Below are 24,980 nucleotides of genomic sequence, written 5' to 3'. Positions count from 1 at the left end.
GACCGCCGCGGCCTCACGCGGCGGACTTCAGCGCGGCGAACCGGGCCTCGATCTCGGCCGTGTCGCCCATGCTCTCCAGCTGCTCGAACTGCGCGTCCAGTGAGGACGCCGCCAGCTCCTGCTTGCCCAGGGCCCTGGCCTCCTCGCGCCGCACCTTGTCCTCGAAGCGGCTGATCTCGCTCGTCGGGTCCAGGACGTCGATGCTCCGCACGGCGTCCAGCATCCGGTTGCGGGCCTCGGCGGAGCGGGCGCGCGCGACCAGCTCGTCGCGCCGGCCGCGCAGTTCTGACAGCTTGGCCTTCATCCGGTCCAGGCCGTCCTTCAGCTGGTGGACGACCTCCGTCTGGGTGGCGATCACCGGCTCGGCGGCCGTGGCCTCCTGCTCCGACTGGAGCTGGCGCCCGAGCGCGACCTTCGCAAGGCTGTCGAACTTGTCGGCCAGCTCGGGGCGCTCCGACGCCCGCAGCTCGTCCGCCTTGGCGCTCGCCGCCCGCGCCTTCTCGCCCCACTCCCGGGCCGCGTCCACGTCCTCCTGGTGGTCCTGCTCCAGCAGCCGCAGATTGCCGATGGTGGCCGCGACGGCCTGCTCGGCCTCGCCGATGTTGGCGGAGTAGTCCCGGATCAGCTGGTCCAGCATCAGCTCCGGGTCCTCGGCCTGGTCCAGCAGCGCGTTGACATTGGCCTTCGCCAGCCGGGCGACGCGGCCGAGGATCGAATGCTTCGTCATGTGGCACCTCTCCTTGTCCGACTCCTTGTCCGAGTCGTTCTACGAGTCCGTGTACGAGTCCGTGTACGAGGCGGTCAGAAGCGGCCTCCGCCGCCCAGCCGCCCCCGCGTCCCCCCGCCGCCGAAGCGCCCGGGACCGCCCGGCCCGCCGCCCGGCCCGCCCCCGCGCCCGTACGCCCCCGAAGGGCGCCCCAGCCCGCCGCCGAGCAGGATCCCGCCCAGCACGGCTCCGCCCAGCCCGCCGAACCCGCCGCCCGCACCGCCGAATCCGCCCCCGGGGCCACCCCCGCCGCCGAACGGCGCCCCGTACAGCCGGACGTCCTGCTCCGCCAGCGCCTGCGCGTCCCTGGCCAGCGCGCCCGCCCGGTGCGCCGCCGCCAGCGCCTCGCGCGGGTCCTCCTCGGCGCCCGCCCGCTCCAGGAGCCGTTCCGCCTCCGCCAGCCTCGTGCGCGCCGCGCTGCCCACCGCGCCCCGGTGCGTCGTCACGTAGTCGCGCGCCGCCCCGGCCGCCGAGCGTGCCGTGAGCAGTGCCTGGTCCAGGAACGCCCGCACCCGCCGGGACTCCTCCTCCCGCTCCCGCGCCGCCGCCAGCGCCCCGTCGAGCGCCGCGTCCGCCTCCTCGACCCGGCGCAGCGCGTCGACCGGGTCGTACCGGTCGGCCTCCACCAGCCGCCGTACCTCGCCGGTCACCGACTCCACGCGGGCGATCCGGCCCCGCAGCTCCACCGCCGGGGCACCGCCCGGCACCACCCCGGACGCGCCCACCCGGCCCCCGCCCGCCCCACCACCCGGAGCCGTACCCTCCAGGCCCTTGAGCACCCCGTGCGCCTCCGCCAGGTCCGTCTCGGCCTCGGTGAGGGCGCCCGGCAGCTTCCCCGCCGCCTCGGCCAGCTCCAGCGCCCGCCGGTCCACCGCCTCGACCAGCCGCGCCGCCTGGTCCAGCGCGCCCTCGGCGGCCCGCAGGTGCACGGCCGCCGTGCCGCCCTCCGCCCCGTCCAGGGCCTCCCGCGCCCGCTGGAGGTTGTCCCCGGCGAACGCCAGCCGCTCCCGCGCCTGCTCGGGGCCGGCCGCGACGGGCGAGGCCGCCGACTCCGCGTACCGCCGCCGCATCGCGACGAGCGCGGCGTCGGCGGTGTCGGCCCGGCCGGCCAGCTCCCGGTGCCGGTCCTCGGCGGCGGCCAGCGCGTCCGGCGCGGTCCGCTCCAGGTCGCGCAGCCGGTCGAACGCCTCCGCCTGCTCGTCCAGCCGCCGGTCGGCGTCGGCGCACCGGCCGATGATCTCCTCCAGCATCGCCCGGCGGCTCACCTCGTCCTCCGGGTACGCGTCGTCGAGCTGCTGCCGCAGCCGGAACGCCGTCGTCAGCTCGCCCCGCGCATGGGCCAGCGCCTCCGTGAACGGCGCGGCCGCCGCCTCGCCGAACTGGGCGACCGCGAAGCCGAGCTCCTCCTGGCTCGTGCGCACCGCGTCGTCCGTCCCGACCAGCGCGGTGCGCGCCCGCGCGTCCAGGTCGGACAGCTCCGGCACCGGGACGCCGCCGTGCGGGGTGGTGCGGGTCTCGGCGCGGCGCCGCCGCTTCAGGTACGCGTACGCGGCGACGGCCACCGCCCCGGCGACCAGCACGATCGGCAGGATCAGGTCGGCGCCCGGGCTGCCGCCGTCGCCGGGGTCGGGCGCGCCCGGCGTGATGTCCGGTACGGGCACGGGCCGGCCCGCCAGCACGGCGCCGCACCCGTCGGCCGCGCCGATGGCGGCGCCCGCCCAGTCGTCGGCCTTCAGCGCGGGCTCGATCGCGGTACGGGCGACGTCGTCGAGGTCCGCCTGCGAGAGCCGCGACCGCGGGTCGGCCGAGTACGCGTACTGCCGGTCGCGCGTGGCGACGGCCAGCAGCACGTCGTCGGCGCCCAGCCCGTTGCGGGACGCGGTCGCGTCGGCCCAGTCCTGCGCGCCCCGCCCGGAGAAGTCCCGTACGTACACCACGAACAGCTGGACGCGATGGTCGTCGTACAGCCGGTCCAGCGCCCGGGCCACCTCGCCCTCGCGGACCCCGAGCGCCCCCACCCGGTCGGTGATCTGCCCCTGCCGGGCGAGCGGCACGGGCTCGTCCGCCCGCGCGCCCGGAGCGGCGGGCCCCACCGGCCACCACACCGCCACCAGCACGGCCAGTACGGCGAGCAGGGCCCCGAAGGCCCCGGTGGCTCTTCGCGTCACACCAGTGAGGCTAAGCCGCCCCCGGGACCCCCGCGACCGGACGCGGGGACCGGCTCGTGGCCCTCAGTCGGTGCTGCCGCGCCGCCTGATCCGGCTGCCGAGCCAGACCAGGGGGTCGTACTTGCGGTCGACCGCGCGTTCCTTCAGCGGGATCAGGGCATTGTCGGTGATCTTGATCTGTTCGGGGCAGACCTCGGTGCAGCACTTGGTGATGTTGCAGTAGCCGAGGCCGTGCTCCTCCTGCGCCGCGCGCTTGCGGTCGACGCCGCTCCCGGCCGCCGCGTCCAGGGGGTGCATGTCCAGTTCGGCGACGCGCATCAGGAAGCGGGGGCCCGCGAAGGACGTCTTGTTCTCCTCGTGGTCCCGCACCACATGGCAGGTGTCCTGGCACAGGAAGCACTCGATGCACTTGCGGAACTCCTGCGAGCGGTCCACGTCGACCTGCTGCATCCGGTAGTCGCCCGCCGCCACCCCGGGCGGCGGCACGAAGGACGGGATCTCCCGGGCCTTCGCGTAGTTGTACGACACGTCCGTGACCAGGTCCCGCACCACCGGGAAGGCCCGCAGCGGGGTCACCGTGACCGTCTCGTCCCGCGTGAACACCGACATGCGCGTCATGCACATCAGCCGCGGCCGGCCGTTGACCTCGGCGCTGCACGAGCCGCACTTGCCCGCCTTGCAGTTCCAGCGCACCGCCAGGTCGGGCGCCTGCGTGGCCTGGAGCCGGTGGATGATGTCCAGCACGACCTCGCCGTCGTGCACCTCGACGGAGAAGTCCTCAAGACCGCCGCCCTGCGGATCCCCGCGCCACACCTTGAAGTGGGCCTCGTACGACGTCATGCGAGCAGCTCCTCCTCGGCGAGGTACTTGACCAGCTCCTCCTTGTCGAACAGGGCGAGCAGGTCGGCCCTGATCGGCTCCGTCTCCACCCGTTCCAGGGCGATGCGGCCGCCGTCGGGGGCGTCCGCGAGACGGCACAGCAGGTTCACCCGCCGCCACTCCCGCTCCATCGACGGGAAGTCCTCCCGGGTGTGCCCGCCCCGGCTCTCCGCGCGCTCCAGCGCCGCCCGCGCCACGCACTCGCTGACCAGCAGCATGTTCCGCAGGTCCAGCGCCAGGTGCCAGCCCGGGTTGAACTGCCGGTGGCCCTCCACGCCCGCCCGTTCGGCCCGCGCCCGCAGCTCGGCCAGCTTCTTCAGCGCCCGCTCCATCTCCTCGGCCCGCCGGATGATGCCGACCAGGTCGTTCATGGCCTGCTGGAGTTCCTGGTGGAGGGTGTACGGGTTCTCCGGCGCCCCCGCGGGCCCGGGCGCCGCCGCGTGGAACGGGCGCAGCGCCTCCGCGGCGGCCTCGTCGACCTGTGCGGCCTCCACAGCGGGGCGCCCGCCGGCCGGCCCGGCCGCGTACCGGGCCGCGTGCAGTCCCGCCCTGCGGCCGAAGACCAGCAGGTCCGACAGCGAGTTGCCGCCCAGCCGGTTGGAGCCGTGCATGCCGCCCGCGACCTCACCGGCCGCGAAGAGGCCCGGGACGCCGACCGCCGCGGCCGTGTCGGACTCGACGGCGACCCCGCCCATCACGTAGTGGCAGGTCGGGCCGACCTCCATGTTCTCGGCCGTGATGTCGACGTCCGCCAGCTCCTTGAACTGGTGGTACATCGACGGCAGCCGGCGCCGGATCTCCTCCGCCGGGAGGCGGCTCGCGATGTCCAGGTAGACCCCGCCGTGCGGAGAGCCCCGGCCCTCCTTCACCTCGGTGTTGATGGCCCGCGCGACCTCGTCGCGGGGCAGCAGCTCGGGCGGGCGGCGGTTGTTGTCCGGGTCGTCGTACCAGCGGTCGGCCTCCTCCTCCGTCTGCGCGTACTTCTCGCGGAAGACGTCGGGGATGTAGTCGAACATGAACCGCTTGCCCTCGGAGTTCCTGAGCACCCCGCCGTCGCCGCGCACCGACTCGGTGACGAGGATGCCCTTCACCGACGGCGGCCAGACCATGCCCGTCGGGTGGAACTGCACGAACTCCATGTTCAGCAGCGGCGCCCCGGCGAGCAGCGCCAGCGCGTGCCCGTCGCCCGTGTACTCCCACGAGTTGGACGTCACCTTGAACGACTTGCCGATGCCGCCCGTCGCCAGGACGACCGCCGGGGCCTCCAGCACGAAGAAGCGGCCCGACTCCCGCTCGTAGCAGAAGGCGCCCGACACCCTGCCGTCCGGGGCCTTCAGGACGCGGGTGACCGTGCACTCCTGGAAGACCTTCAGCCGCGCCTCGTAGTCCCCGTACTCCGCGAAGTCCTCCTGCTGGAGGGCGACGATCTTCTGCTGGAGCGTGCGGATCAGCTCCAGGCCCGTCCGGTCGCCGACGTGCGCGAGGCGCGGGTACTCGTGGCCGCCGAAGTTGCGCTGCGAGATCCGCCCGTCCTTCGTCCGGTCGAACAGCGCGCCCCACGTCTCCAGCTCCCACACCCGGTCCGGGGCCTCCTGGGCGTGCAGCTCGGCCATCCGCCACTGGTTGAGGAACTTCCCGCCGCGCATGGTGTCCCGGAAGTGGACCTGCCAGTTGTCCCCGGCGTTCACATTGCCCATGGAGGCGGCGATCCCGCCCTCGGCCATCACCGTGTGCGCCTTGCCGAACAGGGACTTGCAGATGACGGCCGTACGGGCGCCCCGCTCGCGCGCCTCGATGGCCGCGCGCAGCCCGGCGCCGCCGGCACCGACCACGACGACGTCCCACTCCTGCCGTTCCGCTTGCGTCATCAGAAGGCACCTTCCCTTTAGAAGAAGCGCGGGTCGTCGAAGGCACCGGTCGCGAGCAGGTACACGTAGAAGTCGGCGAGCGCGACGCTCAGCAGCGACGCCCAGGCGAGCTGCATGTGGCGGGCGTTGAGCCGGCCGACCCAGGTCCACATCCGGTAGCGCACCGGGTGCTTCGAGAAGTGCTTCAGCCGGCCGCCGACGATGTGCCGGCACGAGTGGCAGGAGATCGTGTACGCCCAGATGAGGACGATGTTGACGAGGAAGACGAGCGTGCCGAGGCCCATGTGGCCCCACTCGTAGGAGGAGTCGCGGAAGGCCAGCACCGTGTCGTAGGTGAGGATCCCGGCGACCGGCACGGCCGCGTAGAAGAAGTACCGGTGGACGTTCTGCAGGATCAGCGGGAAGCGGGTCTCACCGCTGTAGGCGCCGTGCGGCTCGGCGACGGCGCAGGCCGGGGGAGAGGCCCAGAAGCCCCGGTAGTAGGCCTTGCGGTAGTAGTAGCAGGTCAGCCGGAAGCCCAGCGGGAAGACCAGGATGAGCAGCGCGGGGGACAGGCCCCACCAGCTGCCGAAGATCTCCCAGTTGGGGCCGTCCTTCATCGGGACGCAGTTCTCCGCGAGGCACGGCGAGTAGAACGGCGAGACGTAGGGGGCGGCGTAGTAGTCGCTGTTCGCGAAGGCCCGCCAGGTCGAGTACACGACGAAGGCGAGCAGACCGGCGGCGGTCGCGGCAGGCGCGAGCCACCACCGGTCGGTACGCAGATGGCGGGGCGCGATGGCGGCGCGCGTGGCGCTGTGGACGCCGCCTCGGCCCTGGTCGACGGACGGTGGTTCGGTACCTGTGGCCAACGAGGTCTCCGAGGGTGACGGGGTCTCCTGGGCGGGACGGGCCGGTCAGGCGGCGGTCGTCACGCCCGTGACGGCCTCCGGGCGTCACGGGCGTGCGGACCGGGGCGCGTCACGGGCGTGACGACCGCGGGCGTGTCACGGGGCGCGGCGGTCGCGGGCGCCCAGTCCCTCGTCGTCGGAGTCCCGCCACAGCGAGGCGTCGTAGGGGGTGTCCGGGATGGTCACCAGCGTCTCGGGCCTGCCGGGTTCCGTGGCGGGCCGTTGAGCGCCCTGCCGCTGTTTCTCCGCTGCGAGGTCCCGTTCGAGCTGTCCGACGGAGCGGACCAGGTCGTCGAGGCAGCGCTTGACGTTGGTCAGATCGTCCTGGAGCGACATCTGTTGCCCTCACTTCCGCGATCGCGGGTGGCAAACACGCGCCTGAGAGTGTCGCGTGTCACATCCCTCGTTGTGAAGTCGCGTGCACGGATTCCACTCTTCCGCGCGCGCCGTTCCGGACACGTTGGGCCGCATGGGTGGCTTTGCGGGCCGCGCCGTCGTGTCGCCGCCGCGGGGCCCGAACCGTCCTTTTCAGTGTAGGGGCAATAGGTGTGATCATCTCTAAATTCCAGAAAACCGGACGAAGAGGTACAAGCCATGCCCCAGGTAGGCGCCCGCGCACTCCGGTCGGTCGCGCTCCTCACGAGCGGGGTCCTCGCCGTCTCCGTACTCGCCGGCTGCACCTCCTCCGACGAGGAGAGCACCGCCAAGGCCGTACCCGCGGACATCGCACCCGCCGAGCGGGCCCGCGTCGCCGACGGCGGCACGCTGCACTGGGCCGTCGACGCCCTGCCCACGACGCTCAACGCCTTCCAGGCCGACGCCGACGCCACCACCGCCCGGGTCGCCGGGGCCGTGCTGCCCGCCCTCTTCACCCTCGACGAGCGGGGCAGGCCCCAGCTCAACGCGGACTACCTGGAGTCCGCGGAGATCGTCGAGCGCGAACCCAAGCAGGTCGTCGTCTACAAGCTCCACCAGCAGGCCGTGTGGAGCGACGGCCGCGAGATCGGCGCCCCCGACTTCGTCGCCCAGTGGCGGGCCCTGCGCGGCAAGGACGGCGCCTACTGGACCGCCCGCAACGCCGGCTACGAGCGCATCGAGAAGATCGAGCGCGGCACCGACGACCTCCACGTCCGCGTCACCTTCACCAAGCCGTACGCGGACTGGAAGGCACTGTTCACGCCGCTCTACCCCAAAGAGGTGACGGGCACCCCCGACTCCTTCAACGACGGCGCCCGCGCCCGGCTCGCCCAGAGCGCGGGACCGTTCCGCCTGAAGACCGTCGACACCAAGGCCGGCACCCTCACCCTCGTCCGCAACCCGCGCTGGTGGGGCGAGCCCGCCAAGCTGGACGCCCTCGTGCTGCGCGCCGTCCCCCGCACCGGGCGCGCCGCCGCGCTCGCCGCCCGCACCGTCGACCTGGCCGAGATCGACGGGGCCACCGCCGACCGCATCGCCCGCGCGGTACGGGAGGGCAAGCGCACCGCCCACGGGCAGCCGCCCGCCCACGGCCCGGGTGCCGACGGGCCCCCGTCGGCCGCCCTGGAGTCCTGGGCCCTGGCCTACGGCTCCGACCCGCGGAAGGCCGCCGAGGTCCAGGCGGTCCGCACCCGCAACCAGCAGGCGCTCGCCGCGTACACGGCCGAGCAGCAGGCGCTGCGCGGCTACGTCGTCCGCAAGTCCCTGGAGCCCGCCTACACCCAGCTCGCCCTGAACGGCGAGTCCGGGCCGCTCGCCGACGAGCGGGTACGCCGCGCCGTGGCCCGCGCGCTGGACCGCCGCGAACTCGCGGAGACCGTGCTGGCCCCGCTCGGGCTGCCGGCCGAGCCGGTCGGCTCGCACCTGGCGCTGGCCGGGCAGGCCGCGTACGCCGACAACAGCGCCGCCCTCGGCAGCCAGGACACCGAGGAGGCGCTCGCGCTGCTGGCCGACGCGGGCTGGACGAAGGACGGGGCCCGCGCCCGCAAGCAGGGCACCAAGGCGGGCAGCGAGGCCTCCGCCCCGGGCTCCCCGGCCGCCTCGGCCCCGGGCTCCCCGGCCGCCTCGGCCCCGGGCTCCCCGGCCGCCTCGGCCCCGGGCTCCCCGGCCGCCTCGGCCCCGGGCTCCCCGGCCGCCTCCGCCCCCGGCTCCCCGGCCGCATCCGCCTCACCCGCGAGGAAGGCGGGCGCCGCCGGGCCGAAGGCGGACGACCGCGCTTCCGACGAGGGGCTGTACATCGTCGGCGACGACAAGGCCGGCACCGGCGGGCCCGGCCCGGGGGACGGCACCCACATCCTCGCGCCGGCCCCGGCGGCGGCCCTCCACAGCGAGCTGCTCCTGCGCCAGGCGCGGGCGGTGGCCGCGAAGGCGGCCCAGGACCCCAAGGCGGCCGAGCCCGCCGCCAGTCCCGCCACCGGCACGGACGCCACCGGCGTCGGCGGGCACAAGGCCAAGGGCGGTGTCCCCGGTGCGTACGCCCCGGTCGGCACCCCGGCCCCCGCCGCCGGGGCGCTCGGGAAGGACGGGAAGCCGCTCACCCTGCGCTTCGTGCTCCCCTCGGGCCCGGGTTCCGAGTCCCTGCGGGCGGTCGGGGCGAAGATCGCCCGCATGCTCGACTCCATCGGCGTCCGCACCGAGATCGTCAAGGTCCCCGACGACAGCTACTTCAAGGACCACATCGCCTCCGGCGACTACGACCTGGCCCTCTACTCCTGGCCCGCCACCGCCTACCCGGCCACGGACGGCCGGCCGATCTTCGCCAAGCCGGAGGCCGCGACCGACGGCTCCCTGCTGGTGGAGCAGAACTACACCCGGGTCGGCACGGACCACATCGACCAGCTCTTCGAGCAGGCCGCGGCCGAGCTGGACGAGAAGGCGGCCCGTGACCTGGTCCGCCGGGCCGACGCCCGGATCTGGGCCGCGGCCGGCTCCGTCCCCCTCTACCAGCGCCCCCAGCTGGTGGCGGCCCGGCCGGACGTGGTGAACGCCGGAGCGTTCGGTTTCGCGACGCCGCGCTACCAGAACATCGGCTTCGCGAAGCCCGCCAAGAGCTAGCCCCCGCCCCCAACCGCCCCGTGCCCGTCGGCCCCCGCCGGCGGGCACGCGGGCGTGCGGCACCGGCCCGGGAAGCCGTTCGCGTGACGGCCCCGTACCATAGGAGGCAGCCGTGGCGCGTCCGCCCGGCGGGCGTACGAGGAAAAAAGAGACGCCGCACCCACGATCCGAGAGAAGCGCAAGCCACTCATGCCCACGCGCCACGACATCCGTAACGTCGCCATCGTCGCCCACGTCGACCACGGCAAGACGACCATCGTCGACGCCATGCTCAAGCAGGCGGGTGCCTTCGCCGCTCACCAGCTCGACTCCGTCGACGACCGCGTCATGGACTCGAACGACCTGGAGCGTGAGAAGGGCATCACGATCCTCGCCAAGAACACGGCGGTGAAGTACCACCCCAAGGACGGCGGGGCCCCGATCACGATCAACATCATCGACACCCCCGGCCACGCCGACTTCGGCGGCGAGGTCGAGCGCGGCCTGTCGATGGTCGACGGCGTGGTGCTCCTCGTGGACGCCTCCGAGGGCCCCCTGCCGCAGACCCGCTTCGTGCTGCGCAAGGCGCTGCAGAAGCGGATGCCCGTCATCCTCTGCATCAACAAGACGGACCGCCCGGACTCCCGGATCGACGAGGTCGTCAACGAGACGTACGACCTCTTCCTGGACCTGGACGCCGACGAGGACCAGATCGAGTTCCCGATCGTCTACGCCTGCGGCCGCGACGGCATCGCCTCGCTGACCAAGCCGGAGGACGGCACGGTCCCGGCCGACAGCGAGAACCTGGAGCCGTTCTTCTCCACGATCCTGGAGCACATCCCGGCCCCGGTGTACGACGACGAGGCGCCGCTCCAGGCCCACGTCACCAACCTGGACGCCGACAACTTCCTCGGCCGTATCGCGCTCCTGCGCGTGCAGCAGGGCGAGCTGAAGAAGGGCCAGACGGTCGCGTGGATGAAGCGCGACGGCTCCGTGCAGAACGTCCGTATCTCCGAGCTGATGATGACCGAGGCGCTGACCCGCAAGCCGGCCGAGAAGGCGGGCCCGGGCGACATCTGCGCCGTCGCCGGCATCCCGGAGATCATGATCGGTGAGACGCTGGCCGACCCGGAGAACTCGATCGCGCTGCCGCTGATCACGGTCGACGAGCCGGCGATCTCCATGACCATCGGTACGAACACCTCGCCGCTCGTCGGCCGTGGCGGCACCGGCAAGGGCGCCGACAACAAGGCCGCCGTCAAGGACCGCAAGGTCACGGCCCGCCAGGTCAAGGACCGCCTGGACCGCGAGCTGATCGGCAACGTCTCGCTGCGCGTCCTGGAGACCGAGCGCCCGGACGCCTGGGAGGTCCAGGGCCGTGGCGAGCTGGCGCTGGCGATCCTCGTCGAGACGATGCGCCGGGAGGGCTACGAGCTGACCGTCGGCAAGCCGCAGGTCGTCACCAAGGAGGTCGACGGCAAGGTCTACGAGCCGGTCGAGCGCATGACGATCGACGTGCCCGAGGAGCACATGGGCGCCGTGACGCAGCTCATGGGTGTCCGCAAGGGCCGCATGGACAACATGTCGAACCACGGCTCCGGCTGGGTCCGCATGGAGTTCGTCGTGCCGTCCCGCGGCCTCATCGGCTTCCGTACGGAGTTCCTGACGCAGACCCGCGGCACGGGCATCGCCCACTCGATCCACGAGGGCCACGAGCCGTGGTTCGGCACCCTGACGACCCGTAACAACGGCTCGCTGGTCGCCGACCGCGCCGGTGCCGTCACGGCCTTCGCCATGACGAACCTTCAGGAGCGCGGTGTCCTCTTCGTGGAGCCCGGCACCGAGGTGTACGAGGGCATGATCGTCGGTGAGAACTCCCGCTCCGACGACATGGACGTCAACATCACCAAGGAGAAGAAGCTCACCAACATGCGGTCCTCGACCGCCGATGTGGCCGAGTCGATCGTCCCGCCGCGCAAGCTGTCGCTGGAGCAGTCCCTGGAGTTCTGCCGCGACGACGAGTGCGTCGAGGTGACCCCGGAGGCGGTCCGCATCCGCAAGGTGAACCTGGACGCGCGTGAGCGTGCCCGCGCGGCCTCCCGCGCCAAGCACGGCTGACGCCCGCATCGCGCCCAAGGCCCGGACGCCCCGCGAGGGGTGGTCCGGGCTTTCGCGTTCCCCTCGCCTTCCTCCACGCGCGCGTGCGCGCGAGGGCCCGCTCGACGGCCTCTGGGCGCCTCGTACGGCCCGTAGCGCGCCCGTACGAGGTCCTGCGGGCCCCGGGGCCTCCACGGGCCGCTTCCGCTCGCCGCGTGAAGCTCTCGTTACGCCGCCGTACGACCTCTGGAAGTCGCCCCGGCGGCCCACTACGGTACGTGCTCGTCGCAGCGCCGCGGCCGCCGCCGTCCGGACCCCGGGTCCGGCCGGCGATCAGGTGCGCCCGTCTGTGGGCGCCGGCTGTCGTTCCGCAACCGATTTAGCGGCGCCAACCGTCCGGAATCCGGATGCCAACGACCGATACGTATATAACGAGTCCGTTTCGGGGCTATCTATCTCGGATCGTTTTGTCCAGATTTCGGAAGCGGTGGCCGCTAGGTGTGACCGAACCGAGACCAAAACCTTGTGGTCCGCTCGTGAGGCCATGGCTGATAGTTGAGCGCGTAGAGCTCGGGTCAATGGGTCACGCGCTGTGGGGAGCGCGCCGACTCACGGGCACTTGGGGGTACTTCAGAACGCGCCGTCAGGGGTGTCGGCGTGCTTCCGCGTACCCGTCTTGTAGTGACAAGTGAACTCTTGAGGAGGACCCCATGCGTGGTGCCATAAGCGCCAAATGGGTCGTGTGCGCGATAGTGATCCCCACGGGGGCGAAGCGATCGTGACGAGCCCAGCGCAGACAGAGGGCGCCGAAGCGGCCGAGGTTCTTGAGGTGGAGTCCACGCCGGCGGGCGCGGCTTCGCAGGCCAAGGACCCCGCCGGGCTCTCGCCCGGGCAGTTGATGTGGCGTCGATTCAAGCGTGACAAGACCGGAGTCGTCTCCGCGTTCGTGGTCATCTTCTTCTTCGTCATCGCACTGCTCGCCCCGGTGATCTCCAAGCTGTACGGGAAGGATCCGTACACCCTCTACGGGCAGGAAAACATCGAGCTCCTCGATGAGTTCAGCATCCCGACCGGTGTCTTCGGCGGAGTCTCCGGCGAGCACTGGTTCGGCATCGAGCCGGTCCTGGGTCGTGATGTGTTCATGCAGCTGCTCTACGGCATGCGCACATCCATCTACACGGCCCTCGTCGCGACGGTCATCATGGTCGTCATCGGCGTGGTGATCGGCATGGTCGGTGGGTACTACGGCGGGAAGGTGGACTACGCCCTCGGGCGCTTCACCGACTTCCTGCTGGGCTTCCCGAGCCAGCTGTTCTTCATCGCCTCGATGCCGGTCGTCACGGCGGCGTTCGTCCGCCCCGACGAGGAGACCCCGACGGCGCTGCGGGCTTCCGCGATCGTCGTCGTGCTCTCGTTCCTGGGATGGATGGGGCTGTCCCGTCTGATCCGCGCGTCGACGCTCTCCCTGCGCGAGCGGGAGTTCGTCGAGGCCGCCAAGATCGCGGGTGCCTCTCCCTGGCGGATCATCCGCAGGGAGCTGCTGCCCAACCTGGTCACACCGATTCTCGTGCAGGCCACGCTGATGCTGCCTGCCACGATCCTGTCGGTCGCCTTCCTGTCCTTCGTGGGTGTCGGCTACGTCGAACCCACCCCGGACTGGGGCCGGATGTTCGCCATTGGCGGCTCCATCTACGAGCAGGACCCGGCGTACATGTTCTTCCCGGGTGTCGCGATGGTCGTCTTCGTCGTCGCGTTCAACCTGCTCGGTGACTCGGTACGGGACGCCTTCGACCCGAAGTCCGGACGCTGACACCTCGTCACTTCTCCCGGACTGCTGCCACCCATAGGGCACCAGCCCTGACCGTGCGTCAGGCAGCACAGTTGGATCACTACTGACAGATAGGTACTCATCACCATGAGCATCTTTGGCACGCGAACGGCGCGCGCTGCCGTTGTCGCCCTGGCTGCCGGCTCGCTGGCGCTCACGGGCTGCAGCGGTAACGACGGCAACAAGAACAGCGGCGGCAACACCGTCGGCCACGACGACGCGGCGAAGCAGTCCGCGGCGGTCGTCTTCGGCGACGCCAAGGCCTCCACCGGCCCGGCCGTGGACGTCCCGGGCGCCAAGCCCGGCGGCATCGTCAGCGTCTTCCAGACGGACGACTTCTCCCACCTGGACCCGGGTCAGAGCTACGTCAGCGACGCCCGTATCCTCGGCCGCCTCATCCACCGCGGTCTGACGCAGTACCAGGAGTCCGAGGACGGCAAGGTCACGGTCGTCGGCGACATCGCCACCGACTCCGGCACCACCACCGACGGCGGCAAGACCTGGAAGTACACGCTGAAGGACGGCGTGAAGGACGCGAGCGGCAACGTGATCACGTCCGCCGACGTCCGCCACACCGTCGAGCGCCTGTACGCGTCGTTCATCAGCGACGGCCCGGTCTACCTGCAGAACTGGCTCTCCGGTGAGGGCACCACGTACCGCAAGGCCCTGCCCGACGGTCCGTACAAGGGCAAGCACCTCCCGGACACCGTCCTGGAGACCCCGGACGCGAAGACCGTCATCTTCAAGTTCAAGGAGCCGCAGGCGGACCTCCCGCAGGCGCTCGCCATGACCGGCTACTCCATCGTCCCCGCCAAGGGCGACACGAAGGAGAAGTACGACACGGCCCCGGTCGCCCTCGGCCCCTACAAGATCGCCGAGTTCAAGCCGGGCAAGTCGATGAAGCTCGTCAAGAACACGAACTGGGACCCGAAGACCGACTCGGTCCGCCACCAGTACGTGGACGGCTTCAACATCACGTTCAACCAGGACGACGAGGCCCAGACCAAGACGATCCTCGCCGACCGCGGTGACGGCAAGAACATGATCCAGTTCACGGGTCACGTGGCCACCACCCAGGTCCGCAACGTCGTCTCGAACGCCGAGGCCAAGAAGCGCACGATCCAGGGCTACCAGCCGTACGTCTGGCAGCTGAACTTCAACCTGGACCGGATGAAGGACAAGAAGGTCCGCGACGCCATCACGCTGGCGATGCCGAACCAGCAGGTCTTCCAGCCGGACGGTGGCGCCTACGGTGGTGAGGTCGCGACCGGCCTGATCGCCCCGACCCTCCCGGGCTTCGAGAAGGACTACGACCCGTTCGACAAGAAGAAGAAGCCGAACGGTGACATCGAGAAGGCCAAGAAGATGATCGAGGAGGCGGGCGCCAAGGGCAAGAAGGTCGTCTACGCCTACGCGAACAGCCCGAAGCGTCAGCAGCAGGCCGTCGTCATCGCCAACGCCCTCACCAAGATCGGCCTCGACGTCCAGAAGAAGGAGATCGACGGCGCGACCTGGTACGAGCAGGTCGGCAAGGTCAACAACGGCCTGGACCTCTACATGACGGGCTGGGGCCAGGACTGGCCGTCCGCGTCCACGGTGATCCCGCCGCTGTACGACGGCAAGCAGCTGCAGGACGGTTCTTCGGTCTACTCGCACATCAACGACCCGAAGATCAACGCTGAGATCGCCCGCGTCAAGAAGATCACGGACCCGGCCGAGGCCCAGAAGGCCTGGACCGCCCTGCACCACGACATCGTGGAGCGGATCAACCCGGCGGCCCCGCTGTACTTCACCAAGACGCTGCAGATCCAGGGTTCGAACGTCGGCGGTGCGCGGTACTCCACCGACCTGAGCGCCATCGACGTGACCCGCGTCTTCCTCAAGAGCTGACACTGGCTCAGGCCGGCCCCGGGGGTGTGCACACGGCGGATCGCACACCCCCGGGTCGCCGGCCCTCTCTCCGTTCGAACCCCTCCTTGCCGCCGTCCTGAGAGCAGCGACCAGTCATGCTTCAATTCCTTCTTCGCCGGACGTTCGGCGCAGTGGTGATCCTTTTCCTGATCAGCGCCACGACGTTCTTCATGTTCTTCGCCATCCCGCAGGACCCGGCCCTGCTGGCGTGCGGCAAGAACTGCACCCCCGACGCCCTGGCGATCATCCACAAGAACCTCGGGCTCGACCAGCCCGTCACCGTGCAGTTCTGGGAGTACATGGTCGGCATCTTCGCCGGGCGTGACTTCTCCGTCGGTCACTGCGCGGCCCCCTGCTTCGGTGTCTCCTTCGACAACCAGCAGATGGTCTGGGACACCATCATCGACCGACTGCCGCTCACCTTCTCGCTCTCCCTCGGCGGCATCCTCGTCTTCCTCACCGTCGGCCTCGGCGCCGGCATGCTCGCGGCCTGGAAGAAGGGCACCGCGGTCGACAAGGTCTTCAGCGGCGGCTCGCTCGTCCTGTCGTCCCTGCAGATCTACTTCCTCGGCCCCGTCGTCCTCGGCATCTTCGTGTACTCCACCGGCTGGCTCGACAGGCCCGAATACGTGCCGTTCAGCGAGAGCCCCGGCGGCTGGTTCATGGGCCTGCTCATCCCGTGGTGCGTGATGTCCGTGATCTTCACGGCCAACTACACCCGTATGTCCCGCTCGACGATGATCGAGCAACTGCAGGAGGAACACGTCCGCGCCGCCCGCGCCAAGGGCATGAGCGGCAGGTTCGTCTTCTTCCGCTACGCCTGGCGCGGATCGCTCATCCCGATCGTCACCATCCTCGGCATGGACCTCGGCGCGCTGTTCGGCGGCGCCATGGTCACCGAGATCACCTTCGGCCTCGCCGGCATCGGCCGCCTGGCCCGGGACTCGGTGATCGACAAGGACCTGCCGCTCACCATGGGTGTGATGGTCTTCAGCGCCGCCCTCATCCTGCTCTTCAACATCATCGTGGACGCGATGTACGCGATCATCGATCCGCGCGTGCGCCTGTCCTAGGAGAACGACCGTGACCACACTGACCAAGACCGAGGACGCGACGGCTCAGACCGGGTCGGAAGCGTTCCTGTCGGTACGCGACCTGCGTGTCCGGTTCTCCACCGAGGACGGCATCGTCAAGGCGGTGGACGGCCTCTCGTTCGACCTGCAGCGCGGCAAGACGCTGGGCATCGTCGGCGAGTCGGGCTCCGGAAAGTCGGTCACCAACCTGACGATCCTCGGCCTGCACAACCCGAAGACCACCGAGATCACCGGCTCCATCAAGCTGGACGGCCAGGAGATCACGGACGCCTCGCAGAAGCAGCTGGAGACCCTGCGCGGCAACAAGATGGCCATGATCTTCCAGGACGCGCTGACCGCGATGTCGCCGTACTACACGATCGGCCGGCAGATCTCGGAGCCGTTCCGGAAGCACACCGGCGCCAGCAAGAAGGAGGCCCGCGACCGGGCCATCGAGATGCTGGGCAAGGTCGGCATCCCCGACCCCAAGCGGCGCGTCGACGACTACCCGCACCAGTTCTCCGGCGGTATGCGCCAGCGCGCGATGATCGCCATGTCGCTGGTCTGCAACCCCGAGCTGCTGATCGCCGACGAGCCGACCACCGCGCTCGACGTGACGGTCCAGGCGCAGATCCTCGACCTGCTCAAGGACCTCCAGCAGGAGTTCGGCTCCGCGATCATCCTGATCACGCACGACCTCGGTGTCGTCGCCAACACGGCCGACGACCTGCTCGTGATGTACGCGGGCCGGGCCGTGGAGCGCGGCTCCGTGCGCGAGGTCCTCAAGGAGCCCGCGCACCCCTACACCTGGGGTCTGCTCGGCTCGATGCCGAGCCTGTCGGGCGACGTGGACGAGCCGCTGCGGCCGATCCCCGGCTCCCCGCCGAGCCTCCTCAACCCGCCGGCCGGCTGCGCGTTCAACCCCCGGTGCGAGCACGCCGGCCTGGTCGAGGGCGGTCTGTGCACCAGCGAGCGCCCGCCGCTCGCCGACGGCCGGGCGGCCGCGTGCCACCTGACGGCGGAACAGCGGCAGCAGGTTTTCATCGAGACGATTCAGCCCCGGCTGGGCTGAGCGACACCGGCAACTGGGGCTATGACCATGAGCGAGAACACCACCACCACCGCCGGTGACGCGGTCCCGGCGCAGCGGACCGCGACCGAGCCGCTGATGCGCGTCGAAGGGGTGGCCAAGCACTTCCCCGTGAAGGGCGGCTTCCCGATCAAGCGCACCGTCGGCGCGGTCAAGGCCGTCGACGGCGTGACGTTCGACGTGTACCCGGGCGAGAGCCTGGGCCTCGTCGGCGAGTCCGGCTGCGGCAAGTCGACCACGGGCCGTCTGCTGACGCGTCTGCTGGAGCCGACCGGCGGCAAGATCACGTACCGGGGCCAGGACATCACGCACGCCTCGCGCAAGCAGCTGGCGCCGATCCGGTCCGAGATCCAGATGATCTTCCAGGACCCGTACGCCTCCCTCAACCCGCGGCAGACGGTCGGCACGATCATCTCCGGGCCCATGGAGATCAACGGGATCAACCCGCCCGGGGGCCGCGAGAAGCGCGTCCGCGAGCTGCTGGAGATCGTCGGCCTCAACCCGGAGCACTACAACCGCTTCCCGCACGAGTTCTCCGGCGGCCAGCGCCAGCGCATCGGCGTCGCCCGTGCCCTGGCCCTGGAGCCGAAGCTGATCATCGCCGACGAGCCGGTCTCCGCGCTCGACGTGTCGATCCAGGCGCAGGTCGTCAACCTGCTCCAGGACCTCCAGCGGGACCTCGGCATCGCGTTCGTCTTCATCGCCCACGACCTCGCGGTCGTGCGGCACTTCTCCGAGCGCGTCGCCGTGATGTACCTGGGCAAGGTCATGGAGATCGCCGACCGCGACTCCCTGTACAAGCGACCGCGCCACCCGTACACGCACGCGCTGCTGTCCGCGGTGCCCGAGGCCGACCTCGACGCGGGGCAGCGGGAGCGGATCCGGCTCTCCGGCGACGTCCCGTCGCCGATCAACCCGCCGTCCGGGTGCCGCTTCCGGACCCGCTGCTGGAAGGCGCAGGACAAGTGCGCCACGGAGGAGCCGCCGCTCGTCCAGCTCTCCGGCAACGCGGAGGGTCACCTGACGGCGTGCCACTTCCCGGAGGAGCCGACCCTGGAGGCCCGCGACGAGGACATCGTCATGGACCCGGCGCTGGCGGCGATGGAGAAGGACGCCCACTGATTCCCCCGAAGGCCCCGCCGTGCTACGGCGGGGCCTTCGCCATTCTCGGGGGGCTCTGCCCCCCGAACCCCCCTCGGGCTGATTCAGCCCGTCCGGCGTTTGAGGACGAGCGCCGGTGGGGGTACCCCCTGCTCGAAGAGCTTGGGGGAGCGATCGGGGGTCTGGGGGCGGAGCCCCCAGTTTCGGGAAGGGGCGGGGTAGGGGAAAGATCCGCCGGACACAGCCCAGGGCGCCGCGCACCTGCACGGTGGGGGGTGGGCGGACAGCGGGCGGCTTACCCCCCCGTGGGGGTGGCGGCGACACCGACGGACGTCGTGCGGGTGCGGGCGATCACCGTGCGGGTGATATTTGGGCCTAAGTCGGGCCAGGGCCCGAAAGGACCTGACGGGAGGCACCATGCGCGGACGCGCCAAGTGGACCGCCTGCGCCCTGGCCGTCGCCCTCGCGGCGACCGCCTGCGGCGGCGGCAACGACACCGGCGGCGGCGACGGGATCCTCACGTCCTCCTGGGGCGACCCGCAGAACCCCCTGGAGCCCGCCAACACCAACGAGGTCCAGGGCGGCAAGGTCCTCGACATGATCTTCCGCGGCCTCAAGCGGTACGACCCCGAGACCGGCGAGGCCCGCGACATGGTCGCCGAGAAGATCGAGACGACCGACTCCAGGAACTTCACCGTCACCCTCAAGCCCGGCTGGACCTTCAGCAACGGCGAGAAGGTCACCGCCAAGTCCTTCGTCGACGCCTGGAACTACGCCGCGCACATCGACAACCGGCAGAACAACGCCCCCTTCTTCGCCGACATCGTCGGCTACGAGGACGTCCACCCCGCGTCCGGTGACGCCAAGGCCAAGACCATGAAGGGGCTCGTCGTGAAGAACGAGCGCACCTTCACCGTCGCCCTGAAGGACCGCTTCTCCAGCTGGCCCGACACCCTCGGCTACCAGGCGTTCGTCCCGCTGCCCCGGGCCTTCTTCACGGACCACGCCGCCTGGCTGGGCAAGCCGGTCGGCAACGGCCCGTACACCGTCGACTCGTACGCCAGGGGCAGCAGCATGAAGCTGCGCCGCTGGGACGGCTACACCGGCCCCGACAAGGCCCAGAACGCCGGCGTGGATCTCGTCGTCTACACGGACAACAACACCGCGTACACCGACCTGATGGCCGGCAACCTCGACCTCGTCGACGACGTCCCCGCCCAGCAGCTCAAGAACGTCCAGAACGATCTCGGGGATCGGTACATCAATCAGCCCGCGCTGATCATTCAGACGCTCTTCTTTCCGATGTACCGCAGCGAGTGGTCCAAGCCCGGCATGGAGAAGGTGCGCCGCGGGCTCTCCATGGCCATCAACCGCGCCCAGATCACCAAGCAGATCTTCCAGGACACCCGCACCCCCGCCAAGGACTGGACCTCCCCCGCACTCGGCGAGAAGGGCGGCTACAAGGACCTGTGCGGCCAGGCGTGCACCTTCGACCCGGCCGAGGCGAAGCGGCTCATCCAGGAGGGCGGCGGCCTGCCCGGCGGCAAGGTCACGCTGACCTCCAACATCGACACCGGATCCCACCGCCAGTGGATGGACGCCGTCTGCAACAGCGTCAACAACGTCCTCGGCCAGGGCCCCGTCTGCACCGTCAACCCCGTCGGCACCTTCGCCGACTTCCGCAACCAGGTCAGCGGCTACCGCATGAGCGGCCCCTTCCGCTCCGGCTGGCAGGCCGACTACCCGCTCATCCAGAACTTCCTGGAGCCGCTGTACTACACGGGCGCCTCCTCCAACTACGGCAAGTTCAGCAACAAGCGGTTCGACGCCCTCGTCGACCGCGCCAACGCCGAGACCGACCAGGCCGCCGCCGTACGCAGCTTCCAGGAGGCCGAGCAGATCCTCGCCGCCCAGATGCCCGCCATCCCGCTCTGGTACCAGAACGGCAGCGCCGGCTACTCCGAACGGCTCTCCGACGTCCGGCTCAACCAGTTCAGCGTCCCGGTCTACGACGAGATCAAGGTCGGCTGAACCGGCCGTACCCGGGAGGAGGCCCCATGGGACGCTACGTCATCCGGCGGCTGCTCCAGATGATCCCCGTGTTCATCGGGACCACCCTGCTGATCTTCCTCATGGTGTACGCGCTCGGCGACCCGGTCGCGGCACTCTTCGGCGACAAGGCCCCCGACCCCGCGACCGCCGCCCGCATCCGCAAGGACCTCCACCTCGACGAGCCCCTGTGGAAGCAGTACCTGCTGTACATGGGCGCCATCTTCCAGGGCGACTTCGGCACGGCCTTCAACGGCCAGAAGGTCACCGAGCTGATGGCCTCCGCCTTCCCGGTCACCCTGCGCCTCACCATCGTCGCCATCGTGGTGGAGATCATTGTCGGAATCACCCTGGGCGTCGTCAGCGGGCTTCGGAGGGGGCGGCCGTCGACACCGGGCTGCTCGTGCTGACACTCGTCGTCATTTCCGTGCCGACGTTCGTCTCCGGCTACCTGCTGCAGTTCCTGCTCGGCGTGAAGTGGGGGTGGGTGCGGCCCTCCGTCTCCTCCGACGCCCCCTTCGACCAGCTGATCCTGCCCGGCGTCGTCCTCGCCCTCGTCTCCCTCGCGTACGTCACCCGGCTCAGCCGCACCTCCATCGCCGAGAACGTCCGCGCCGACTACGTCCGCACCGCCGTCGCCAAGGGGCTGCCGCGCCGCCGCGTCATCACCGGCACCTGCTGCGCAACTCGCTCATCCCCGTCGTCACCTTCATCGGCGCCGACATCGGCGCCCTCATGGGCGGCGCCATCGTCACCGAGCGGATCTTCAACATCCACGGCGTGGGCTACCAGCTCTACCAGGGCATCCTGCGCAACAACTCGCCCACCGTCGTCGGCTTCGTGACGATCCTCGTGATCGTCTTCCTGGTGGCGAACCTGCTCGTCGACCTGCTCTACGCGGTCCTGGACCCGAGGATCCGGTATGCCTGAGCCGCGCCCGCCCGAGGACCACCCGGGCGACCCGAAGGACCCCGAGGACCCGAACGGCATCGGGGACACGACGGCCCCCACAGCCCGTACACCCCTACGACAACCCCCGCGAAGTCATCGCCCCCACCGGCGCGGGAGGCGCCATGGACCTCGCCATGAGTGAAGCGGAGACCCTCGACAAGCGGGAGGTCGAGCCCACGACCCCCGAAGGCACCGCCCCCGGCCCCGGCGGCCGGCCCCGCAGCCTGTGGACCGACGCCTGGCACCAGCTGCGCCGCAACCCGGTCTTCATCGTCTCGGCGCTCCTCATCGTCTTTCTCGTGCTGATCGCCGTCTGGCCGCAGATCCTCGCGAGCGGCGACCCCCTCCGCTGCGACCTGTCCCGGTCCCAGCAGGGCTCCGCGCCCGGCCACCCTTCGGCTTCGACACCCAGGGCTGCGACGTCTACACGCGCACCGTCCACGGCGCCCGCGCCTCCATCACCGTCGGCGTGGCCGCCACCCTCGGCGCCGCGCTCCTCGGCAGCCTCCTCGGCGGGCTCGCCGGTTTCTTCGGCGGCTGGAGCGACGCCCTCCTCTCCCGTACGGCCGACATCTTCTTCGGCATCCCCGTCGTCCTCGGCGGCCTCGTCTTCCTCTCCGTCGTCACCAGCACCACCGTGTGGCCCGTCGTCAGCTTCATCGTGCTGCTCGGCTGGCCGCAGATCGCCCGTATCGCGCGCGGCTCCGTCATCACCGCCAAACAGCACGACTACGTCCAGGCGGCCCGCTCCCTCGGCGCCGGCAGCGGCCGCCTCCTGCTGCGGCACGTCGCCCCCAACGCCGTCGCGCCCGTCATCGTCGTCGCCACCATCGCGCTCGGCACGTACATCGCCCTGGAGGCCACCCTGTCGTTCCTCGGCGTCGGCCTGCGCCCGCCCACGGTCTCCTGGGGCATCGACATCTCCAACGCCGCCCCGCAGATCCGCAACGCCCCCCACATGCTGCTCTGGCCGGCCGGCGCGCTCAGCATCACGGTGCTCGCGTTCATCATGCTCGGCGACGCCGTCCGCGACGCCCTCGACCCGAAGCTGAGGTGAGCCGCCGTGCTGCTCGAAGTACGCGATCTCCACGTCGAGTTCCGGACCCGCGACGGCGTCGCCAGCGCGGTCAACGGCGTCAGTTACGCCGTCGACGCCGGCGAGACCCTGGCCGTCCTCGGCGAGTCCGGATCCGGCAAGTCCGTCACCGCCCAGGCCGTCATGGGCATCCTCGACATGCCGCCCGGCCGCATCACCGGCGGCGAGATCCTCTTCCAGGGCCGCGACCTGCTCACCCTCAAGGAGGAGGAGCGGCGCGGGATCCGCGGCGCCGAGATGGCGATGATCTTCCAGGACGCGCTGTCCGCCCTCAACCCCGTCCTCACCGTCGGCGACCAGCTCGGCGAGATGTTCGTGGTCCACCGCGGCATGTCGAAGAAGGACGCCCGCGCTCGCGCCGTCGAGCTGATGGACCGCGTCCGCATCCCCGCCGCAAAGGAACGCGTCGGCCAGTACCCGCACCAGTTCAGCGGCGGCATGCGCCAGCGCATCATGATCGCCATGGCGATGGCCCTCGAACCCGCCCTGATCATCGCCGACGAGCCCACCACCGCCCTCGACGTCACCGTCCAGGCCCAGGTCATGGAACTCCTCGCCGAGCTCCAGCGGGAACTGCGCATGGGCCTCATCCTCATCACCCACGACCTCGGCGTCGTCGCGGACGTCGCCGACCGCATCGCCGTCATGTACGCGGGGAAGATCGTCGAGACGGCTCCGGTGCACGACATCTACCGGGCCCCCGCCCACCCCTACACCCAGGCCTCCTCGACTCGATCCCGCGCCTGGACCACAAGGGCCGGGAGCTGTACGCGATCAAGGGCCTGCCGCCCAACCTGATGGCCATCCCGTCCGGCTGCCCCTTCCACCCGCGCTGCCGCGCGCCCGGGACGTGTGCCGCACCGACGTGCCCCCGCTGTACGAGGTGTCCGCGACCCGGGGCAGCGCCTGCCACTTCTGGCAGGAGACCCTGAACAAGGAGCCCGTCCATGCCGCCCGCTGAAGCCGTCGCCCCCGCGCCGGGCACCACGGGCGCCGCCCGGGAGCCGATCCTCCAGGTCAAGGACCTCGTCAAGCACTACCCGCTCACGCGGGGCGTCCTGTTCAAGAAGCAGATCGGCGCCGTCAAGGCCGTCGACGGCGTCTCCTTCGACCTGCGGGCCGGCGAGACCCTGGGCACCGTGGGGGAGTCCGGCTGCGGCAAGTCCACCGTCGCCCGGATGCTCGTCAACCTCGAACGGCCCACGTCCGGGCAGATCCTGTACCAGGGCGAGGACATCACCCGGCTCTCCGGCCGCGCCCTGAAGGCCGTCCGCCGCAACATCCAGATGGTCTTCCAGGACCCGTACACCTCGCTCAACCCGCGCATGACGGTCGGCGACATCATCGGCGAGCCGTACGAGATCCACCCGGAGGCCGCACCCAAGGGCGACCGCCGCCGCAAGGTCCAGGACTCCTGGACGTCGTCGGCCTCAACCCCGAGTTCATCAACCGCTATCCGCACCAGTTCTCCGGCGGCCAGCGCCAGCGGATCGGCATCGCCCGCGGGCTCGCCCTCCAGCCGCAGATCATCGTCGCCGACGAACCCGTCTCCGCCCTCGACGTCTCCGTCCAGGCGCAGGTCGTCAACCTGCTCGAACGCCTCCAGAACGAGTTCGGCCTCTCGTACGTCTTCATCGCCCACGACCTGTCGATCGTCCGCCACATCTCCGACCGGGTGGGGGTGATGTACCTGGGCGGATCATCGAGACCGGCACCGACACCGAGATCTACGACCACCCCACGCACCCCTACACCCAGGCGCTGCTGTCCGCGGTCCCCGTGCCCGACCCCGAGGCGCGCGAGCACCGGGAGCGGATCCTGCTCGCCGGCGACGTGCCCTCGCCCGCCGATCCGCCCTCCGGCTGCCGCTTCCGCACCCGCTGCTGGAAGGCCCGCGAGCGCTGCGCCCTGGAGGTGCCGCTCCTCGCCGTCCCGGCCGTCTTCCGCGACGTCGACAGCCCGGCCGGCACGACTCGGCGTGCCACTTCGCCGAGGAGATCCACGTCGTGCCCGGCAACACCACGAGCCACATCGGCGAACGGTCCCCCCGGCCCGGCGCGACCTCACCGGGCGAAGAGCGGACAGCACCTGAGGGCCCATCACCCGCTTAACACGCCCGTCACGGCGACGACCCGTCTCCGATATACGGACACGCCAAGCTGACCACCGTACGGCCGTGCGGGTGCCGTGAAACCGGCCGGGGTGCG

General features: G+C 70.8%; 14 protein-coding genes and 4 pseudogenes. 12 read left to right on the top strand and 6 right to left on the bottom strand.

Annotated elements, in window-relative coordinates; genetic code table 11:
- Positions 1–13: 13 nt before the first annotated feature.
- From ABEB09_RS10770 to ABEB09_RS10745, 6 genes are all read right to left on the bottom strand, one after another.
- Positions 14–727, bottom strand: a complete 714-nt coding sequence (locus ABEB09_RS10770; protein WP_345689494.1) for a PspA/IM30 family protein — start codon at positions 725–727, stop codon at positions 14–16.
- Between the two features lie 74 nt (positions 728–801).
- Positions 802–2,934 (bottom strand): TPM domain-containing protein, encoded by a 2,133-nt coding sequence (locus ABEB09_RS10765; protein WP_345689492.1) that lies wholly within the window; start codon positions 2,932–2,934, stop codon positions 802–804.
- A 63-nt stretch (positions 2,935–2,997) separates the two neighbouring features.
- On the bottom strand, positions 2,998–3,774 hold the full coding sequence (locus ABEB09_RS10760) for a succinate dehydrogenase/fumarate reductase iron-sulfur subunit (RefSeq protein ID WP_345689490.1): 777 nt from the start codon (positions 3,772–3,774) through the stop codon (positions 2,998–3,000).
- Entirely contained in the window at positions 3,771–5,681 is a 1,911-nt protein-coding gene (locus ABEB09_RS10755) for a fumarate reductase/succinate dehydrogenase flavoprotein subunit (protein WP_345689488.1), read from the bottom strand. Before ABEB09_RS10755 ends, ABEB09_RS10760 begins: the two co-directional genes overlap by 4 nt.
- 17 nt (positions 5,682–5,698) lie before the next feature.
- Positions 5,699–6,529: a hypothetical protein gene (locus ABEB09_RS10750; RefSeq protein WP_345689486.1), complete on the bottom strand. Its 831-nt coding sequence runs from the start codon at positions 6,527–6,529 to the stop codon at positions 5,699–5,701.
- 135 nt (positions 6,530–6,664) lie between these two features.
- Positions 6,665–6,904, bottom strand: coding sequence for a hypothetical protein (locus ABEB09_RS10745; RefSeq protein ID WP_345689484.1), 240 nt, complete (start codon positions 6,902–6,904; stop codon positions 6,665–6,667).
- A 258-nt stretch (positions 6,905–7,162) separates the two neighbouring features.
- Between ABEB09_RS10745 and ABEB09_RS10740 the strand changes: the two genes are divergently transcribed.
- The 12 genes and pseudogenes from ABEB09_RS10740 to ABEB09_RS10685 all read left to right on the top strand — a co-directional run bounded on the left by ABEB09_RS10740 (position 7,163) and on the right by ABEB09_RS10685 (position 24,884).
- Complete coding sequence (locus ABEB09_RS10740; RefSeq protein WP_345689482.1) at positions 7,163–9,598, top strand: ABC transporter family substrate-binding protein; 2,436 nt, start codon at positions 7,163–7,165, stop codon at positions 9,596–9,598.
- A 189-nt stretch (positions 9,599–9,787) separates the two neighbouring features.
- Positions 9,788–11,695 (top strand): translational GTPase TypA, encoded by a 1,908-nt coding sequence (gene typA, locus ABEB09_RS10735; protein ID WP_345689480.1) that lies wholly within the window; start codon positions 9,788–9,790, stop codon positions 11,693–11,695.
- A 757-nt stretch (positions 11,696–12,452) separates the two neighbouring features.
- Positions 12,453–13,484 carry an ABC transporter permease gene (locus ABEB09_RS10730; RefSeq protein WP_345689478.1) on the top strand — a complete coding sequence of 344 codons (1,032 nt, stop codon included), beginning with the start codon at positions 12,453–12,455 and terminating at the stop codon, positions 13,482–13,484.
- A 105-nt stretch (positions 13,485–13,589) separates the two neighbouring features.
- A complete protein-coding gene (locus ABEB09_RS10725) occupies positions 13,590–15,392 on the top strand; it encodes an ABC transporter substrate-binding protein (RefSeq protein ID WP_345689476.1) in 1,803 nt (600 codons plus the stop codon).
- Positions 15,393–15,508: 116 nt separating this feature from the next.
- Positions 15,509–16,486 (top strand): ABC transporter permease, encoded by a 978-nt coding sequence (locus tag ABEB09_RS10720; protein ID WP_345689474.1) that lies wholly within the window; start codon positions 15,509–15,511, stop codon positions 16,484–16,486.
- Positions 16,487–16,496: 10 nt separating this feature from the next.
- Positions 16,497–17,558 (top strand): ABC transporter ATP-binding protein, encoded by a 1,062-nt coding sequence (locus ABEB09_RS10715; protein ID WP_345689472.1) that lies wholly within the window; start codon positions 16,497–16,499, stop codon positions 17,556–17,558.
- Positions 17,559–17,585: 27 nt separating this feature from the next.
- Positions 17,586–18,698, top strand: coding sequence for an ABC transporter ATP-binding protein (locus ABEB09_RS10710; protein WP_345689469.1), 1,113 nt, complete (start codon positions 17,586–17,588; stop codon positions 18,696–18,698).
- A gap of 396 nt (positions 18,699–19,094) precedes the next feature.
- Positions 19,095–20,708: a peptide ABC transporter substrate-binding protein gene (locus ABEB09_RS10705; protein WP_345689467.1), complete on the top strand. Its 1,614-nt coding sequence runs from the start codon at positions 19,095–19,097 to the stop codon at positions 20,706–20,708.
- Between the two features lie 26 nt (positions 20,709–20,734).
- Positions 20,735–21,656 (top strand): annotated as a pseudogene (locus ABEB09_RS10700) (ABC transporter permease).
- 143 nt (positions 21,657–21,799) lie between these two features.
- Positions 21,800–22,734: pseudogene (locus ABEB09_RS10695) on the top strand (ABC transporter permease).
- A gap of 6 nt (positions 22,735–22,740) precedes the next feature.
- Positions 22,741–23,734 (top strand): annotated as a pseudogene (locus ABEB09_RS10690) (ABC transporter ATP-binding protein).
- Positions 23,721–24,884, top strand: a pseudogene (locus tag ABEB09_RS10685) (ABC transporter ATP-binding protein). Before ABEB09_RS10690 ends, ABEB09_RS10685 begins: the two co-directional pseudogenes overlap by 14 nt.
- Positions 24,885–24,980: the final 96 nt, after the last annotated feature.

It is taken from the genome of Streptomyces coeruleoprunus, assembly GCF_039542925.1.
Classification (GTDB): Bacteria; Actinomycetota; Actinomycetes; order Streptomycetales; family Streptomycetaceae; genus Streptomyces; species Streptomyces coeruleoprunus.
Note: the sequence above shows the minus strand (reverse complement) of the source record. Positions and strands in the feature narration are given on the sequence as shown.